An 18,125-nucleotide genomic window follows, 5' to 3' on the forward strand; every position below is an offset into this window, starting at 1 on the left:
CGCATTGCCCGGTAGCTAAGTTCGGCATCGATAACCGCTGAAAGCATCTAAGCGGGAAGCGAGCCCTGAGATGAGTCATCCCTGAGGCCTTGAGCCTCCTGAAGGGCTGTTCGAGACTAGAACGTTGATAGGCAGGGTGTGTAAGCGTTGTGAGGCGCTCAGCTAACCTGTACTAATTGCCCGTGAGGCTTAACCATACAACACCCAAGGGGTTTTACGGACTCCATAAGCACTTGAATGTTGTGCTGAGAACACTAGTTAGTTTCCAGAATTGTGAAAATATCCCACCTGCTCAGGTAGCGCCGGGATAAAGTTCGATAGCAAGGCAAGTTGTGAGTCGAGAGAGGGAGTTTAGTACGCTAAATGACCGAACGAGAGAGCCACTTAACGCCGATAGCGGGCTTTATAACCAGCGGGATATTTTCAACCAGAATTTGCTTGGCGACCATAGCGTTGCGGACCCACCTGATCCCATGCCGAACTCAGACGTGAAACGCAGCAGCGCCGATGGTAGTGTGGGGTCTCCCCATGTGAGAGTAGGACATCGCCAGGCTTCCTATTTAGAAATCAGATTTACTCTGGTTTCGGCCGTGTGGAGCGGTAGTTCAGTTGGTTAGAATACCGGCCTGTCACGCCGGGGGTCGCGGGTTCGAGTCCCGTCCGCTCCGCCACTTATTAGCTAGCAATAGCTTGCAGGGGATTAGTTCAGCCCGGTAGAACGTCGGTCTCCAAAACCGAATGTCGGCGGTTCGAATCCGTCATCCCCTGCCACCTATAGAAAGCCTCGTCTTAGGACGGGGCTTTTTTGTCTGTGGTTCAGCGCGTCTCAATTCTTCCAGTCACCTTCTGTTTCCTGCTCAGTTATCCATCTGTGTTACTGGCTTTGAGGATTTTGCAACAGGTTCACTTAGGGTATGTCTGAAGCCAGCCGACTGATAATATAACAACTTGCTTACCAATATGATCAATCGAGCTGAAGGGTGTACTGATGCTGAAAAAATTGAGTTACTTGGCTTTGTTTCTGATGGCGGTGGTCGTGACTGGTGCATATCTGGCCTTTAATGTACCAGAACAGCCTGAAGTTGCGTCTGGCGCTCAGGTTAGCCAGTACAGTATTCGCTGTGTTGAAAATGCATCAGCAGCGTCGATAGATAAAAATGGTGAGTTAAGTATTACGGTCTGGAATATTTACAAGCAGCAGCGAGATAGCTGGCATCAGGCTCTCGTCGGGTTTAGTGCAGACAGTGATTTAGTCCTGTTACAGGAGGCGAAATTAACTCAGGAGCTAGGCCAGTACCTGCAAGAAAGTCGCTGGCAGGTGACAATGGCAAATGCTTTTACCTTCTTAGATACCCCTGCGGGGGTAATGAACTTGTCACGGGAAAAGGCAGAAAAGACCTGTGCTTATCTGGCGGTAGAGCCCTGGCTTCGTTTACCTAAATCTGCATTGTTGTCGAGATACCCATTATCAGATGGCTCAACCCTCACTGTAGTGAATTTGCATGGAATTAATTTTGCCTGGGGGGTGGATGAGTATCGGGCGCAGTTTGCAGCATTAGCCAATCAGATTGGTAAGGCAGAAGGCCCTGTGATCGTGGCCGGAGATTTCAACACCTGGCGCGAGGAGCGGATGGCGGTGGTTCAAGAGTTCGCTGAACAGTTAGCACTTCATGAGGCGACAATGGAAAAAGATCTGCGAATCAGAATCCTCGGCTGGCCGCTTGATCACCTGTTCTACCGTGGTCTGAAGCTGGAACAGGCAGAGGCACCAGTAACTGATGCCTCAGATCACCATCCAATCATTGCCCGTTTCAGGCTGCTAGAATCAAAAGGGGCCAAACAGTAACGACCAGCAGCCAAGGTAATGCGGCAATAACAATGGCTTTGGCGCGCTCAATACCACACCACAGGCTGACAGCTATATAGCTAAGCGCAATATACCATGGTGCAAGCAAAGGAATGCTGGAGGCAAAAGCGGCCCAGGGATGATGCATCGGCAGTTTGATGAAAGCGTTCAGGCTGTTCAAGTCAGCGGCGTTTGGCAGTACTTGCGCTGGATTGAACAATACATTCAGATAGCTGGCCAGATCACCGATCAGAGTTGGCAGCATAATAAAGCAGCTCGCAGCCAGCCACTTGCCGAAACTTTGTGGCGCTTTGCTGTTCTTGGTCGCCAGATTCAACCAAAGCGCCAAAAGCAGGAGGTTGGCAGTGCGACCAAAAATATCACTGAACACTTCTCCGGCAAGCAGCACTTCGCGTGACAGCCAATCAAGCTGATTTTCTTCTGTCAGTTGGGGTAACTGGTTGCGAAGTGTGTCCTGCAGCCAGGCCAGATCGACCTGATTAAAGTAACTGCCCCACAAACCAAAGGGGGTGAGTATCAATAGCAGATAAGGTAACAGCGCCCATTTAGGGCGCTGGTGCAATGCGGTAAAGCAATCTGCCGGGGAGCGAAACAAGTCCAGTAAAGCGATAAATGGATTGCTGGACGGCATCATACGCTCACCTTAGTGACATCGACAAACAGCTTCAGCTTCTGGCCCGGCTTGAGGTACTTCTGGCTTCCCAGCTGGTTCCATTTAATCACATCTGCCAATTTTACATTGAAACGATCAGCGATAGCACTGAGGTTGTCGCCGGTACGGACTTCATAGAAAACCGTTCTGATCACACCGCCGCTTTGACTGGTTTTCCAGATGTTCAGCTTTTGTCCGACGCGAAGCGTTGATTGCTTGCTTAAGCCATTCCACTTCATCAGCTCTTTAATACTGACTTTCTGTTTTTTCGCAATGGTCCACAAACTGTCACCGGACTCCACTTTGTAAATCGTGCGGTATCCGCTGCCGTGGCTGACCTGGGAGCGAACTTCGGTCAAGCTTGGAAGTGCATTTTCACCATTCATAGCAACAGGGATAAGGATATGCTTACCTGCTCTGATGCCTGAACCTGCCATTTTGTTAGCCCGTTGAATGAGATCAACCGAAGTATGGTGCTTCTTGGCCAGCACGCTCAGGCTGTCTCCGGCTTTGACCTGATAGCGCACGACTTTCATGCCCTGTCGGCCATTCTTTTCAAAGGACTGATTGAAAGTCGCGACATTAGCTACTGGCAGCAGGAGATGCGTCTGGCCTTCAGGTGCTGTTGCCCACTGATTATAAGCAGGGTTGAGCGATTTCAGCTCTGAAAGAGAAAGTCCTGCATATTTGGCGGCCATAGCCAAATCCATCTGAGTTTTTGGATCGACGGTTTCAACCGCAGGTTCATTGGCAATGAAAGGAATATCGACGCCGTATTTGCTTTGATTACGGACGATGTCAGCGACAGCCAGCAGCTTTGGCACGTATCCGCTGGTCTCTTCCGGCAGATTCAGTGACCAGAAGTCTGTAGGCTTACCGGCTTTCTTATTCTCGCGAATCGCCCGGAATACTCTGCCTTCTCCTGAGTTATAAGCGGCAAGAGCATGCAGCCAGTTACCATCGAAACGGCGGTTGAGGTACTCAAGCAGGTCAAGGGCTGCTTCGGTTGACTGGACGACATCGCGGCGACCGTCATACCACCAGTTTTGCTTCAGGCCAAACTGGCGGCCTGTACCTGGGATGATTTGCCACAAACCGGCCGCGCGGCCATGCGAATAGGCAAACTGATCAAATGAGCTTTCTACGATAGGCAGCAGGACCAATTCCAGCGGCATGCCACGTTTTTCGACAGCGTCAGTAATGTAATAGAGGAAAGGTTCTGCACGTGAAGCGACGATAGTGAGATGTCCGGGGTGGCGAAGATACCAGTTACGGTAATAATTGACACGTTTGTTATCCGGGACATCGAATTTGAGCTGCATGGCGATACGCTGCCATGCATCATCCTGTTCCTGTGGTGTCACCACGGGGGCTGGCGGAGCAACAGCAGCCATTGCTGTATCCAATGCGGTCACTGACTTGTCTGCTGTGCCTGTATCTGTATTGTTATTATCTTGCGCTGCAGCTGAACTTTCCTGATTAGTTGCCACAGGCTCTTGTTGAGAATTTCCTGTTATTTGGCAACCAGCCAGAAGCAGCGCACTCGCTAAAAAAAATCGGGATTTCATGTAACCTGCCTTTAGCCAAAATCGCAGGTGATAATACTTGGCGAAAGGTGCTGGTTACAAGTGACCGTCCTTCAAAAATTGTCCTTCCAGCGTCTGAGGGCTGCGAAGGTTTCCAGGTCACTATCGTTAAACGCTTTATCTGAAACAGCTTTTTTGATACTTGGCTGATCACAGCGTAAAAACGGATTGACGCGTTTTTCCAGTCCTAAAGTCGTTGGGATCGTACTTATTCCACGGGCACGTCGCTGACTGACCTCTTCACGGTAACGCTGCAGGTGGGGATTATCCTGCTCTGCAACTAGCGCAAAGGCCAGATTACTACTGGTATATTCATGCGCACAGAAAACTTCTGTTTCGTCTGGCAATGCGGCTAATTTTTGTAACGAATTGTACATCTGGGCTGCCGTGCCTTCAAACAGACGGCCACAGCCAGCTGAGAATAATGTGTCGCCGCAGAAAAGTTTGCCATCGCCAACATAGGCAATATGTCCCGAGGTATGACCGGGTAAGCCCAGCACCATGAAACGTTCGCCGAAAATATCTACCTGATCGCCATCTTCGACCGACTGTGTCAATCCGGGAATGGCTTCTGCGCCTGGGCCGACTATCTTACATGAGGGGAAAGCCCGCTTCAGTTCACTGATTCCGCCAACATGGTCATGATGGTGATGGGTAATCAGGATTGCTTCAAGTGTCAGAGTGTTAGCTTGTAAGCAATCCAGAACAGGAGTGGCGTCGCCCGGGTCAACAACAACACAGCGGTTATCCGGCCCTTGAATTAGCCAGATGTAATTGTCGTTAAATGCAGGTATGCTCTTAATAGTTAGCATGAAATTGTCTCCAGTCCTTGATGTGTGAGTCATCATTTATGAAGCCAGCCCGCACGATAAAAGAAATCGACACACCCTATTCCTGGTCTCAGCTGGTTCAGGGAGAATGGGCGGCACAAATGCTTCAGGCTCAGCTGGATGAATGGTGGCCGAGACTCTTTGGCTACCACATGCTGAAGTTGGGCGGCCTGAGCTGCGAATTAGTCAGTGGTCATTGTAACATCCGCCATCAGGTTTGTATTGATCGCGATAATCCGCTTCGCAATCTTGAAGCGGATCCTATGGCCTTACCTTTTCTGGAAAAATCCTTTGATGCCTGTGTGTTAGCGCATCAGCTGGATTTCTGTGGTGATCCCCATACCTTGCTTCGGGAAGTGGACAGGGTGCTGGTCGATGACGGCTATTTGCTGATCACGGGTTATAATCCTCTCAGCTTGCACGGTATGCGGGGGCTGTTGCCCTGGAACCGGAAACGTGCGCCTTGGTCGGGACGCATGTTCATGCCTATCCGGGTCAAAGACTGGCTGGGGGTCTTGAATTACGAAGTGGTATTTCATGAAAATCTGGCGATTTTACCTCCGACCCGGTATCCGGCGTTTTCTGCCTGGGCAGAAAGCATGCTATCGGGATCCTTCTCCGGAATCGGCGGGATTTATCTGATTGTAGCCAGAAAGCGCACTTTTCCACTCAAGCCGATTAAACCAAGCTGGAAGCTGCGGCGGCAACTCACGCCTATCAGAGTGAACTGCCGCTCTCAGGCTAACAAGAAACAGTCGGGATAACTCCGGCTGCGAGCCGTCAGCTTTCCCGGTAACCGGTATCGTCTTTCGAGGGGGATTCGGCTGCCTGGCGGGCCAGTTCGTCACAGCGTTCATTTTCGGGATGACCGGCATGGCCTTTTACCCAGTGCCAGCGCACTTGATGGCGTTGCGTTTCCTGATCCAACTGCTGCCACAGATCGGCGTTTTTGACCGGCTTTTTATCTGCTGTTTTCCAGCCGCGCTTTTTCCAGTTGTGGATCCACTGTGTGATCCCCTGACGTACATATTGGCTATCTGTGGTTAAATCTACCTCGCACGATTCTTTGAGGCTGGCCAGTCCGACTATGGCCGCTAGCAGTTCCATGCGGTTATTGGTGGTCATGAAAAAGCCATCATTGAGCTCTTTGACATGACCTTTATAACGTAAAATTGTGCCATAGCCACCTGGGCCTGGGTTGCCGAGGCAAGAACCGTCGGTGAAAATCTCTACCTGCTTGGTCATCTTTGGTAGTATTCATCTTTATTAAAACTCTAGTCTGACATAACCGATACTATGAAAGCCACCAATGAACGCATAATTGTATTTGATACCGAAACCACAGGTATGAATATGACCGGCCCTCACTATGAAGGGCACCGCATCGTTGAAATCGGTGCTGTGGAAATCATCAACCGAAAATTCACCGGACGGACCTTCCACGTCTACATCAAACCGGATCGTCCGATTGATCCAGAAGCTGTTGCTGTTCATGGTATTACGGACGAGTTTCTGCGTGATAAGCCGACCTATGCTGACATCCATCACGAGTTTATGGATTTTATCCGCGGTGCTGAGCTGGTCGCACATAACGCCCCCTTCGATATCGGTTTCATGGATTATGAATTCAGGAAGCTGGATCCTTCGATCGGAAAAACCACCGACTTTTGCTCGGTGACCGATACCCTGGACATGGCGAAGAAAATCTTCCCGGGTAAACGCAATAATCTGGACATACTTTGTTCGCGCTACGGTATTGATAACTCTCACCGTACACTGCACGGCGCTTTGCTCGATGCGGAGATCCTGGCCGACGTTTATCTGATGATGACGGGCGGGCAGACCTCGCTGGCATTAAATGCCGCCGGTGAAGAAAGTGACAGTGGTGCAGAAAGCGGGATACGCCGTCTTGCCCCGGGAAGGAAAACATTAAAGATTATCCGTGCTTCTGCCGATGAACTAGAAGCGCATGAAGCGCGTCTGGATATCATTGAGAAAAAAGGCGACGTCACACTCTGGCGTCGATAGGAGAAGCATGCGAAGGCTAGCGTTACTGTCTACATTGATCCCGGTGCTGCTTGGTACGCAAAGCGTGCAGGCAGCGTCCTGGCTGGACAACCGATTTCGGGTTGATCCTACCATCAAGCAAGTGGCCTTCGTGGTAGAAAGAGAGACCGAGAACCAGAATGTGGTCCTGGTCAGGCCGGACGGGGAGAAATACTATCCGTGGCGGCATCCGGATAATGTCGCCTGGCACGAAGAGCCGGGCAGGGACATTATCACGATTGAAAACCCGATGCCGGGCCCCTGGCAGGCGGTTGGCCGGGTGAGTGATAAGAATCAGGTCAAGGTGCTTTCCAACCTGAAGCTGGATGCGGCACCGTTGCCGGAACGACTGTATCAGAGTGAATCTTACAAATTCACCGCTCGTCTGACCCAGGATGGTGAGCTGCTCACTGACAGGGATTTTCTTGACAGCGTCAAGATGTCGGTGAATTTCTATGAATATGTGGACGAGCCTGAAACGCAGTCTGAAGATGCTTTACCCACCCCTCTGTCATTGGGTGAGTTTGCCGATGATGGGCTGAAGCTTGATGAAGCCCCCGGCGACGGTGTGTTTACCGTCGCCCTGCCGGTACACATCCAGCCGGGTCGATACCGAGTGAAGATCACCTCAGGTAATGGCATTTTTCTTCGTACCCATGAGCAGCAGGTCATGGTTTATCCGCCGCCGGTCTTATCCACTTTCATTCAGGCAAGAGCGCAGGAAGATGCCCATCAGTTGGTAGTGACCTCTGAAGAAGGCATGATTGAGCCAGGTTCTGTGTCAGTACATGTCGAGCAGGAAGCTCCTGATGGCAGCGTGACCGTCAGTCAGGAGCAGTCTCAGCCAGAGACAACTAACCTGAACGTTGCCGTTCCTAATTTGCACCAGCCCGGCAGTTATGCCTGGTCCGGCTGGCTTTACGCGACGGACACCTATAAAAAGCGGCCTTTGGTTTTTCCGTTAGAGAAAAGCCATTTTGCCATTACGTCGGTACTGCAATTGGATAAGAACCTGGCAGAGTACCGTGCCCGGCAAGAGGAAAAAGCCCGGCTTGAAGCTGAAAAACAGCGGCTCGAAGAACAGCTGGCCGCCCGCAGGCAGGCATGGAAAATGATTCTGGCGGGGAACGGTGTGATGGTATTGATGGCGCTGGTCTTTGTGATGCTGAGAAAAAGACGAACAAAATCGGTTGCAGCCGAACCGGAAGCACCGAAATTGGAAATACCACCGGATATGAAGGTCTAGCCGTCTAAGGCGCACTGATCCCTGAATTGGGTGCCATGTTAATCAGGCCGGACAATCAGATGAAAAGAAAAAGGGAAGCGCTATGCTTCCCTTTTGGTTTGTGCTTTAAACAAGCAGATGTGTTTACGCAAGCAGGCTGTTACGTAAGTAAATAGTTACGCAGCATTTTCAATGTCTTTCTGCGTATCAGCCACGCCTGCGACTAAACGCTGGGGGTCGAAGTCATCCACATTGATGGTGCGCAGTCGGCCAGCTTCAGCGCGTCGCAGCAGCTCAGCTTCATCTTCGTTGATTGCCTTCAGCGCCAGGCCGGTGTCAGCCACTTGATCCAGCTGCATGAACGGCAGTTTTTTACCGGCAGCCTGACAGACTCTATCGTATAGAGGTTCCGCAGCCAGAATGTCTTTCAGCGCTTCTTCCATCATACCTGCCGGGTTAGTCTCAATGGCTTCAAGGAACTGACCGCGGCCTAACCGATCACGGGTTTCACACGGTGTTTGCAGCATAACGGCCAGCTTGTGATCCAGTTTGTCGCTGGGTTGAACACGAGACAGACCACGCGGCAGGATCAGCACGCGTAGCAGTCCGGCAACGGCACGGTTAGGGAAGTTGCGCAGGAACTGGTCGATGGCTTGCTCGGTCTGATACAGCGCATCCTGCAGGCCCCAGTGAACCAGCGGCAGATCTTCTTGCTTACTGCCGTCATCGGCATAACGTTTCAGGGTCGCAGAGGCCAGATACAGCTGACTCAGGATATCGCCCAGACGCGCCGACAGGCGTTCTTTACGCTTCAGTGAGCCACCCAGAACAGCCATTGACATATCAGACAGCAAAGCCATGTTGGCACTGTAGCGGTTCAACTGCTGGTAATAGCGTTTAGTGGCGTCTTTACGCGGTGAGGAAGAGCCACGACCGTCGGTCAGACCCAGCCAGAATGAGCGCATCAAATTACTGATCACAAAGCCAATATGCCCAAACAGCGCATCGTCAAAGTCGATCAGTGCCTGACGCTGGTCTTCGTTGTAGGCAGCATTCATTTCTGTCAGCACATAGGGATGGCAGCGAATGGCACCCTGACCGTAGATAATCATGGAGCGGGTCAGGATATTGGCGCCTTCCACGGTGATCGCGATAGGCGCACCCTGATAGCCACGCGCCAGGAAGTTACTTGGACCCAGGCAGATACCCTTACCGCCGATGATGTCCATCGCGTCGATGATGCCGCGCTGGCTGCGGTGAGTACAATGGTATTTCACGATGGCAGAAATAACCGACGGCTTTTCACCGAGATCAATACCGGAGACCGTCAGGCTGCTGGCAGCGTCCAGCACATAAGCATTACCGGCAATACGTGCCAGCGGCTCTTCAATACCTTCCATCTTACCGATAGGCAGCTTGAACTGACGACGGATACGTGAGTAGGCACCGGTTGCCAGGGCTGTCGTTTTCAGGCCGCCAGTGGTGTTTGATGGCAGTGTGATACCGCGGCCGACCGACAGGCATTCCACCAGCATGCGCCAGCCTTGTCCCGCCATTTCCTGACCACCAATGATGTAGCTCAGCGGAACGAAGATTTTATCGCCCTGAGTCGGACCATTCTGGAACGGTACGTTGAGCGGGAAGTGGCGGCGACCGATCTTCACGCCGTCTAAGTGAGTCGGGATCAGGGCACAGGTGATACCCAGTTCTTCTTCATCGCCTATCAAATGCTCAGGATCGTAGAGTTTGAAAGCCAGGCCCAGAACCGTGGCCACGGGAGCCAGCGTGATATAACGCTTGTTCCAGGTCAGCTCCATACCCAGGATTTCTTCACCCTGCCACTGGCCTTTTTTGACAATACCGAAATCTGGAATCGCGCCGGCATCAGAGCCTGCCTCCGGACTGGTCAGAGCAAAACAGGGAATTTCTTTACCTGCTGCGAGGCGGGGAAGGTAGTGGTTTTTCTGCTTTTCTGTACCGTAGTGTTGCAGCAGCTCACCCGGACCTAATGAGTTAGGTACGCCAACGGTTGATGACATTACCATAGACACACTGGACAGCTTTTGCAGTACCAGTGATTGCGCATAAGCCGAAAACTCCAGACCACCGAACTCTTTTTTGATGATCATGGCAAAGAATTTCTTGTCTTTCAGGAACTGCCAGACTTCCGGAGGGAGATCGGCCATGTCATGCGTGACTTCAAAGTCATTGACCATACGGCAGACTTCATTGACCGGGCCTTCCAGGAAGGCTTTCTCTTCTGCACTCAGGCGTGGTGCAGGAATATCATGCAGCTTGTTCCAGTCCGGCGCACCGCGAAACAGATCCGCTTCCCACCAGACAGTGCCGGCGTCGATCGCTTCTTTTTCTGTCCGCGACATTTCCGGCATCACGCCTTTGAAGGCTTTCAGGGCAGGTTTGCTGAGTAATTTCTGACGGATTGCCTGCAGATTCAGCGGTAATGCAATGATCAGGAAAGCCAGCCAGCTGTATTCGCCGGTGATATCCAGCACAGTACCAACAGCAAGCGCTACGGCGAAAACAAGGGTGAAGGTTCTGAGGCTGGCTCTGTGATAAGCGAGCACTCCGGTTATCCCCAACAACCCCAGCAGGTACACGAGTGTAGCCATTCTTTCTTCTCCTTATTAGAGATATTCCCTTAGGGTATTTTTAATGAATTTTGTATTCGGGTAAGAGGTCATACCACTTGATTTGATTGTAAGGTAATCTTTAGCGAAATGTAAAAATCTTTTTTTGGTTTTGCTGAGCAGGTTCTCATCGTCATTGGAGGATAGGGGCGACCAAAAGGCGGTAAAAGTGGCAGGAGACCGGGCTCCTTGTCCGTCGGGACGCTGATATGAGGGGAAAATCACTGCAATTGCAGCCCGGTCAGTCGACACTTCCTAGTGTTTGTGGGTAAACTGCCTGTCAGGGCATATCCGGCAGGGAATACCTTGCTTTACACAACAATTCACAGAGAAAAGCCTATGTACCAAGATCTCATTCGTGCCGAACTGACTGAAGCGGCGGACGTTCTGAACCGATTCATCAGCGATGAAAAAAATCTGGCGGATATTCAGGCTGCCGCAAAGCTGCTGGCAGACTCTTTCAAACAAGGCGGTAAGGTTCTGTCCTGTGGCAACGGCGGCTCGCACTGTGATGCGATGCACTTTGCCGAAGAGCTGACTGGCCGTTACCGGGATAACCGTCCGGGCTATCCGGGCATAGCGATCTCTGATCCCAGCCATCTGTCCTGTGTCAGTAACGACTTTGGCTATGAATATGTGTTCTCCCGTTACCTGGAAGCGGTTGGTGCGAAAGGCGATGTACTGTTTGGTCTGTCAACGTCAGGTAATTCAGCGAATATTTTGAAGGCCATAGAAGCGGCAAAAGCGAAAGGCATGAAAGTGATTGCGCTGACAGGCAAAGACGGCGGCAAGATGGCCGGTATTGCGGATGTGGAAATTCGTGTGCCGCATTTTGGTTATGCTGATCGCATTCAGGAAATCCACATTAAGATCATCCATATTCTTATCATGCTGGTTGAAAAGGAAATGGAAGAGGCCGAGTAATTCGGCAGCCTGACTGAGGGATAAGGAAACATGTGTGAATTGCTTGGCATGAGTGCCAACGTGCCTACTGATATTTGTTTCAGTTTCACCGGTCTGATGCAGCGCGGTGGGCGAACCGGCCCGCACGCAGACGGCTGGGGCATTACCTTCTATGAGGGTAAAGGGTTTCGTACATTCAAAGATCCCAAACCCAGTTGCCATTCTAAAATTGCTGAGCTGGTACAACAGTACCCGATCAAGAGCTGCGCGGTGATCAGCCATATCAGGCAGGCGAACCGGGGTGGGGTGTGTCTGGAAAATACCCATCCCTTTACCCGTGAGCTATGGGGACGCTACTGGACTTTCGCACATAATGGCCAGCTGACAGGGTATGAAGAACTGGAAGTCGGGCGCTTTCAGTCAGTCGGAGATACAGACAGCGAAATTGCCTTCTGTTGGTTGATGAATCAGATTGACAGCAAGTTTCCCCAGCCACCGGATGACTGGAGCCAGATCTTTGAGGTGGTGGCTGAATGTTGCGATGAGCTGAGGAAGTTCGGCGTATACAACATGCTGCTCAGTGATGGTGAGTTTGTACTGGCTTACTGTACGAATAACCTGCACTGGATCACCCGGCGGGCACCCTTTGGCAAAGCCTCGCTGATTGATGAAGATGTCACCATTGATTTTCAGAAAGAGACCACACCGAATGATGTGGTGACTGTGATTGCCACTCAGCCGCTGACCAATGATGAGCGCTGGCACAAAATGGCAACGGGTGAATTTGCGGTATTCCATTATGGCGAACTGATCAATAAGCGCGTGCTGGCCGTACCGGAAGATCCCCCGCCGTCACCGAGTTAATCTTGTTCCCTGGATATAAAAAATGCGGCTGTATAGCCGCATTTTTGTATTTGGCACCGAAAGATCACTCTTCCGAGGCGTAACCCTGTTGTGGCAGACGCTCGCCGTCCAGCAAGGCGGCATCATCTTGCATGATCACCCGTCCTTGCAGGAACCACTGACACACCAATGGGTAAATTCTGTGCTCTTGCTGCTGAACCCGTGCCATCACATCTTCAGCTGTATCATCAGAAAAAATCGGCACTTTGGCTTGCAGAATGACCGGACCACCGTCTAACTCTTCCGTGACAAAGTGCACACTGGTGCCGTGTTCCTGATCGCCGGCCTCCAGCGCACGCTGGTGGGTGTGCAGGCCGGTATACTTAGGCAGCAGGGAGGGGTGGATGTTCAGCATACGACCATGGTAGTGACGGACAAAGTCGCCACTCAGGATACGCATGTAGCCTGCCAGCACCACTAAGTCCGGTTGATAGCCATCGATGAGATCAGCCAGTGCGCGATCAAAGCTGTCGCGGTCGGCATAATCTTTTGCAGCGAGGTGGGCCGTTGCAATACCGGCCAGTCGCGCCCGCTCCAGGCCATAGGCGTCCGATTTATTGGAAATAACGGCTGCAATGCGGCCGTTATCTATCACGCCGTTTTCACAGGCATCTATGATGGCCTGTAAATTAGAGCCGCTGCCTGATATGAGGACAACAATGTTTTTCATTGCTTAGCGAATCTCCACCTGGGCTTCACCCTCGGCAGCATCCGCAATGGTTCCCAGCAGCCAGGCGCTCTCGCCTTCAGCATTCAGCAGGGCAACAGCTTGCTCCGCCTGTGCCTGAGGCAGGGCAATGACCAAGCCAACGCCACAGTTAAAGGTACGGTACATTTCATGCGTTTCCACATTGCCCGCGGTTTGCAGCCAGTTGAACACGGCTGGCCATTGCCAGCTCTTGCCATCAATAACCGCTTTTGTACCTTGTGGCAGTACGCGTGGGATGTTTTCCCAGAAACCGCCACCGGTAATGTGAGAGATGGCGTGCAGTTCGCAGCTTTCCATCAGCTTCAGTACGGATTTCACGTAAATGCGGGTGGGTTCCAGCAGGTGGTCAGCCAATGGCTTACCTTCCAGATCCTGAGTCAGATCAGCCTGCGACACTTCAAGGATTTTACGGATCAGAGAATAGCCGTTTGAGTGAGGGCCGCTGGATGCGACGGCAATCAGTGCATCGCCTGCTTTCACTTTGGTGCCATCGATGATTTCAGATTTTTCCACGACACCGACACAAAATCCGGCCACGTCGTAATCTTCACCATGGTACATGCCCGGCATTTCCGCCGTTTCACCACCGATCAAGGCACAGCCAGACTGCACACAACCTTCACCGATACCGCTCACTACGCTTGCTGCCGTGTCCACGTCCAGCTTGCCCGTGGCATAGTAGTCGAGGAAAAACAGCGGTTCTGCACCCTGTACGATCAGATCGTTGACACACATGGCGACCAGGTCGATACCAATGGTGTCGTGCTTTTTCAGATCCATCGCCAGACGCAGCTTGGTTCCTACACCGTCTGTACCGGAAACAAGTACAGGTTCTTTGTACTTGGTCGGCAGTGAGCACAGGGCGCCAAATCCACCCAGACCACCCATGACTTCAGGACGAGTCGTGCGTTTGACTACACCTTTGATTCGATCAACCAAGGCATTCCCTGCATCAATATCGACACCTGCATCTTTGTAACTAAGAGAAGAATGATTACCGCTCACAACAGATCCTCACCGGTTAAATCGCAAAATCCGCAGTATGATAACAGCAGTCAGGGTGGAAAGGAAAACGTTTGCGTCAAATATTCCAGCTGGGGAAATGCTAAGCAGATAAGCGGCTATTCCCTACCTGTAAGACTATGGACTAGTGTATAATAGATCGATTTTTTTGAAATTTTGTTGTGTAGGAGTCCAAGATGAAAGTCGTTGAGGTAAAACACCCGCTGGTGAAGCATAAAATTGGCCTGATGCGTGAAGCCGACATCAGCACCAAGCGGTTCCGCGAGCTGGCGACTGAGGTGGGAAGCCTGCTGACTTATGAAGCGACGTCTGATTTCGAAACAGAGAAAATTACCATTGAAGGTTGGAATGGCCCGGTTGAGGTTGATCAAATCAAAGGTAAGAAAGTGACAGTGGTGCCGATTCTGCGTGCCGGTCTGGGTATGATGGACGGTGTGCTGGAACACATGCCTAGTGCCCGTATCAGCACGGTCGGTATTTATCGTGATGAGGAAACGCTGGAACCTGTGCCTTATTTCCATAAGCTGGCATCAAACATTGATGAGCGTATGGCGCTGGTGGTGGACCCTATGCTGGCGACCGGTGGTTCTATGATTGCCACGATTGATTTGCTGAAAGAGCACGGCTGTAATGCCATTAAAGTGTTGGTGCTGGTGGCAGCGCCTGAGGGCATCGCAGCTCTTGAGAAAGCGCACCCGGATGTAGAGCTGTATACAGCGGCTATCGATCAGAAGCTGAACGACAAAGGCTATATCGTCCCAGGCCTGGGTGATGCCGGTGACAAAATCTTTGGCACCAAGTAACAGCAGATAACGCGCATAAAAAACCGGCAGTCCGCCGGTTTTTTTGACTCTGTTTATTGGCTCAGAACCATGGCATCAGGCGTCGTTAGAACCCATTTGCGCATTATCCACCACTTTGCTCTCACCCAGGTCTTTCGGCAGCACCAGGTTCAGGACAATGGCCACGATACCGCACAGGCTGATGCCCTGCAGGCTGAATTCGCCAATGCCAAATGCCATCCCGCCAATGCCGAACACCAGAGTCACAGCCACAATCACCAGGTTGCGTGATTTGTGCAGATCAACCTGATGCTTAATCAGAGTATTCAGCCCTACAGTCGCAATCGAGCCGAACAGCAAAATCATAATCCCCCCCATCACAGGCACGGGAATGGTTTGCAGTGTGGCGCCCAGCTTACCGACAAAAGCCAGAATGATGGCAGTGACTGCGCTCCAGGTCATGATGGCCGGGTTGAATGCTTTGGTCAGCATCACGGCACCTGTGACTTCTGAATAAGTGGTATTGGGCGGCGCGCCAAACATGGACGCGGCAATAGTCGCCACGCCGTCACCGGCCATGGTGCGGTGCAGACCCGGTTTTTTGAGATAGTCTTTGCCCGTCACATTGGAAATGGCCAGCATGTCTCCCACGTGTTCAACCGCCGGGGCAATAGCGACGGGAATCATGAACAGAATGGCATTGATATTGAATTCCGGCATGGTGAAATTCGGCATGGCCAGCCAGCTCGCTTGCTGTACCGGGGTGAAATCGACCACACCGAATGCCAGACTGGTGGCATAACCGGCCAGAATACCTGAAATGATAGGCACCAGCTTGAAGATGCCTTTGGCAAATACGCTGACCAGAATAGTCACCAGCAGCGAGATACTGGCAATCCACAGAGCCACATCGCCGTTGACGATCTGAATGGCGCCATCACCGCTTTTTCCCAGTGCCATATTGACCGCCGCAGGTGCCAGCCCTAACCCGATCACCATGATGACGGGGCCAACCACTACAGGCGGAAGCAGTTTATGAATAATGCCGACCCCGCGCACTTTAATCACACTGGCCATGATCAGGTAGATCACCCCGGCCATCATCAGGCCACCGAGTGTTGCTGGGATCCCCCAGGTTTGGACGCCGTAAAGAATGGGAGCAATGAAAGCAAAAGAGGAAGCAAGGAAGATGGGGACACTGCGTTTGGTGATGACCTGGAAAAGTAAGGTGCCGATACCGGCGCCGAACAGCGCAACGTTGGGATCCAGTCCGGTTAAAAGCGGTACCAGAACCAGTGCACCAAATGCTACAAAAAGCATCTGCACACCTTGTAATATCTGCATCATTGTCACGAATCTCCCTTGATATAAAAAAAATCGCGCAATGCTAGCACAAGCGCAAACGTTTCCCCAATGTTCCTGAGTATTAATTTTATAATCCTGTTATTAGTGTGGCGTGAAAGGCTGAAGCGTGCGGACTGGCTATGATTTCATCTTGCGATGGGTATGCCATCAGTTTGCTTCGAGTGCCAGCACCCGGTTGCAAGCTCAACCTGTATGAAGAAAGAAAGCTAACTTGTCCCCGTTTTTGGTATTTTTTTATGGTAAATAACGTCATTTGTCGCTGGCTAAGGTATAGTGAGTCCTGTCAATTTGCTGACGTCAGGTTATGCTCACTGCAGTCATAACTCTTACAACAGGGTGGCTCTCATCCTTTATTTACAATGATATTCGACGAGTGATTTATGTGGCGTGTTGCTTTTTTCCTTGTAGCGCTCATGGCTTTGCCGCTGCAGGCGGCTACAGTGAATACTTTATATCAGGCGCAGGTGCCTCTGCCTGATTCCGACCGGCAAACTGAGCAGACCGCGCGGGTTGCCGCCTTACAACAAGTGCTGGTGAAAGTGTCCGGGCAGCGAGACATCGCCAGCAACGAAGTTATCCAGAAAGCGCTGGAAAACAGCGGCTCTTATGTCAGCCAGCTGGGCTACGGTAATGAGCAGGGACAGCCTGTGCTGGAAATCAGTTTTGACAGCGAGAAAATCCGTACGCTGCTGACTCAGGCCAATGCCACCTTTTGGTCTGAGCAGCGTCCTACTGTGCTTGTCTGGCTGGTGGAAGAGGCTAATCGTGATCGCGCGATAGTGTGGGATCAGTCCGGCAATAGCCTGCAAGCGAATCTGAATCTGGCGGCGGCACATCGCGGCGTGCCGGTGCTGCTGCCTATCGGTGATTTTCAGGACGTGACGGCGATCAGTGTGCCGGATTTGTGGGGCGGATTTTCGCAGCCCATTGCGAATGCCAGCACTCGCTATCAGCCCGATGCAGTACTGATTGCGCGTGTTCAGCGTCGCAGCGACAGCATGCAGCTGGCCTGGCAACTGTTTCCGAGTTCCCCGGCAGCCATGCTGGATGGCCATTCAGCGTCACTTGAGGGACGTAACAGCGGAGACAGTACGGCGGCCATTACGGCGATGATGGATCAGGTTGCTGACAATCTGGCAGCACGCTATGCCGTCCAGCTGGGTGGTGCCACCGAAGGCGGCTTTGCCATTGACGTGGCGAATGTACGCCGGGTTGAAGACTTTTTTCAGCTCGAAAAACTGCTGAAAGATCTCAGCTCAGTGGCCTCTGTGAATGCCAGTCACTTGCAGGGTGATAAGGTCCGCTTTGCGATTCAGCTGTTGAGCAACGAGCAGGTGTTTGCCCGCGAGTTGAGCATGGAGCCCAGAATTCAGGCCCAGCCGGTGTCGTCGCTGGTGCGTGATGTTACTTTTGATAATCAATCGCCAGGAGATGAAAGCCGGGAAAATCTGAACGGTATTATTGTGCCGACCTCCAGAGAAGGCTCGGCGTCTGAGCCATTGCCTCAACTGGATGTGTCCGGTACTCAGCCTGCAGCATCTAGCGTTGGTCTGTATTACTGGAATCCAAACGCCTGATTGTCATTA

General features: G+C 51.8%; 16 protein-coding genes, 2 tRNA genes and 2 rRNA genes. 12 read left to right on the forward strand and 8 right to left on the reverse strand.

Annotated elements, in window-relative coordinates; translation table 11 throughout:
- From H511_RS0119120 to H511_RS0119140, 5 genes are all read left to right on the forward strand, one after another.
- Positions 1–197 (forward strand): 23S ribosomal RNA (locus H511_RS0119120); the annotation flags it as partial.
- 240 nt (positions 198–437) lie between these two features.
- Positions 438–553, forward strand: a 5S ribosomal RNA gene (gene rrf, locus H511_RS0119125).
- Positions 554–594: 41 nt separating this feature from the next.
- Positions 595–671 (forward strand) — tRNA-Asp (locus H511_RS0119130).
- Positions 672–694: 23 nt separating this feature from the next.
- Positions 695–771 (forward strand) — tRNA-Trp (locus tag H511_RS0119135).
- Positions 772–988: 217 nt separating this feature from the next.
- Positions 989–1,846 carry an endonuclease/exonuclease/phosphatase family protein gene (locus H511_RS0119140; protein WP_027253770.1) on the forward strand — a complete coding sequence of 286 codons (858 nt, stop codon included), beginning with the start codon at positions 989–991 and terminating at the stop codon, positions 1,844–1,846.
- Here the strand turns inward: H511_RS0119140 and H511_RS0119145 are convergent.
- From H511_RS0119145 to gloB, 3 genes are all read right to left on the reverse strand, one after another.
- Positions 1,812–2,501: a YIP1 family protein gene (locus H511_RS0119145; protein WP_027253771.1), complete on the reverse strand. Its 690-nt coding sequence runs from the start codon at positions 2,499–2,501 to the stop codon at positions 1,812–1,814. The genes H511_RS0119140 and H511_RS0119145 overlap by 35 nt on opposite strands.
- Positions 2,498–4,087, reverse strand: a complete 1,590-nt coding sequence (locus H511_RS0119150) for a LysM peptidoglycan-binding domain-containing protein (RefSeq protein WP_027253772.1) — start codon at positions 4,085–4,087, stop codon at positions 2,498–2,500. The genes H511_RS0119145 and H511_RS0119150 overlap by 4 nt, the downstream gene beginning before the upstream one ends.
- A 71-nt stretch (positions 4,088–4,158) precedes the next feature.
- Positions 4,159–4,917, reverse strand: a complete 759-nt coding sequence (gene gloB / locus H511_RS0119155) for a hydroxyacylglutathione hydrolase (protein WP_027253773.1) — start codon at positions 4,915–4,917, stop codon at positions 4,159–4,161.
- A gap of 38 nt (positions 4,918–4,955) precedes the next feature.
- Between gloB and H511_RS0119160 the strand changes: the two genes are divergently transcribed.
- A complete protein-coding gene (locus H511_RS0119160) occupies positions 4,956–5,699 on the forward strand; it encodes a methyltransferase domain-containing protein (RefSeq protein WP_081669334.1) in 744 nt (247 codons plus the stop codon).
- A 16-nt stretch (positions 5,700–5,715) separates the two neighbouring features.
- Here the strand turns inward: H511_RS0119160 and rnhA are convergent, their stop codons facing one another.
- Positions 5,716–6,180 carry a ribonuclease HI gene (gene rnhA, locus H511_RS0119165; protein WP_027253775.1) on the reverse strand — a complete coding sequence of 155 codons (465 nt, stop codon included), beginning with the start codon at positions 6,178–6,180 and terminating at the stop codon, positions 5,716–5,718.
- A 51-nt stretch (positions 6,181–6,231) separates the two neighbouring features.
- On the opposite strand from rnhA, the gene dnaQ reads away from it, so the two are divergent.
- Positions 6,232–6,963, forward strand: coding sequence for a DNA polymerase III subunit epsilon (dnaQ, locus tag H511_RS0119170; RefSeq protein WP_036760053.1), 732 nt, complete (start codon positions 6,232–6,234; stop codon positions 6,961–6,963).
- Between the two features lie 7 nt (positions 6,964–6,970).
- Positions 6,971–8,227, forward strand: coding sequence for a TIGR03503 family protein (locus H511_RS0119175; RefSeq protein ID WP_036760054.1), 1,257 nt, complete (start codon positions 6,971–6,973; stop codon positions 8,225–8,227).
- 155 nt (positions 8,228–8,382) lie between these two features.
- Here H511_RS0119175 and fadE read toward each other — a convergent pair whose 3' ends face one another.
- Positions 8,383–10,836 carry an acyl-CoA dehydrogenase FadE gene (gene fadE, locus H511_RS0119180; protein WP_027253778.1) on the reverse strand — a complete coding sequence of 818 codons (2,454 nt, stop codon included), beginning with the start codon at positions 10,834–10,836 and terminating at the stop codon, positions 8,383–8,385.
- A 357-nt stretch (positions 10,837–11,193) separates the two neighbouring features.
- Here fadE and lpcA point away from each other — a divergent pair, with 357 nt between their 5' ends.
- A complete protein-coding gene (gene lpcA, locus H511_RS0119185) occupies positions 11,194–11,778 on the forward strand; it encodes a D-sedoheptulose 7-phosphate isomerase (protein ID WP_027253779.1) in 585 nt (194 codons plus the stop codon).
- Between the two features lie 30 nt (positions 11,779–11,808).
- Entirely contained in the window at positions 11,809–12,621 is an 813-nt protein-coding gene (locus tag H511_RS0119190; RefSeq protein WP_027253780.1) for a class II glutamine amidotransferase, read from the forward strand.
- 64 nt (positions 12,622–12,685) lie between these two features.
- Here H511_RS0119190 and purN read toward each other — a convergent pair whose 3' ends face one another.
- On the reverse strand, positions 12,686–13,330 hold the full coding sequence (gene purN / locus H511_RS0119195) for a phosphoribosylglycinamide formyltransferase (RefSeq protein WP_027253781.1): 645 nt from the start codon (positions 13,328–13,330) through the stop codon (positions 12,686–12,688).
- A gap of 3 nt (positions 13,331–13,333) precedes the next feature.
- The gene (purM, locus tag H511_RS0119200) at positions 13,334–14,374 is read right to left on the reverse strand and encodes a phosphoribosylformylglycinamidine cyclo-ligase (RefSeq protein WP_027253782.1); all 1,041 of its coding nucleotides are present in this window, start codon (positions 14,372–14,374) and stop codon (positions 13,334–13,336) included.
- A gap of 194 nt (positions 14,375–14,568) precedes the next feature.
- Between purM and upp the strand changes: the two genes are divergently transcribed.
- Positions 14,569–15,195 (forward strand): uracil phosphoribosyltransferase, encoded by a 627-nt coding sequence (gene upp, locus H511_RS0119205; RefSeq protein ID WP_027253783.1) that lies wholly within the window; start codon positions 14,569–14,571, stop codon positions 15,193–15,195.
- Between the two features lie 75 nt (positions 15,196–15,270).
- Here upp and H511_RS0119210 read toward each other — a convergent pair whose 3' ends face one another.
- Complete coding sequence (locus tag H511_RS0119210) at positions 15,271–16,521, reverse strand: uracil-xanthine permease family protein (RefSeq protein ID WP_027253784.1); 1,251 nt, start codon at positions 16,519–16,521, stop codon at positions 15,271–15,273.
- Between the two features lie 458 nt (positions 16,522–16,979).
- Between H511_RS0119210 and H511_RS23820 the strand changes: the two genes are divergently transcribed.
- On the forward strand, positions 16,980–18,116 hold the full coding sequence (locus H511_RS23820) for a DUF2066 domain-containing protein (protein ID WP_248616622.1): 1,137 nt from the start codon (positions 16,980–16,982) through the stop codon (positions 18,114–18,116).
- The last annotated feature ends 9 nt before the right edge of the window (positions 18,117–18,125 follow it).

The organism is Photobacterium halotolerans DSM 18316 (genome assembly GCF_000425165.1).
Taxonomy (GTDB): Bacteria; Pseudomonadota; Gammaproteobacteria; order Enterobacterales; family Vibrionaceae; genus Photobacterium; species Photobacterium halotolerans.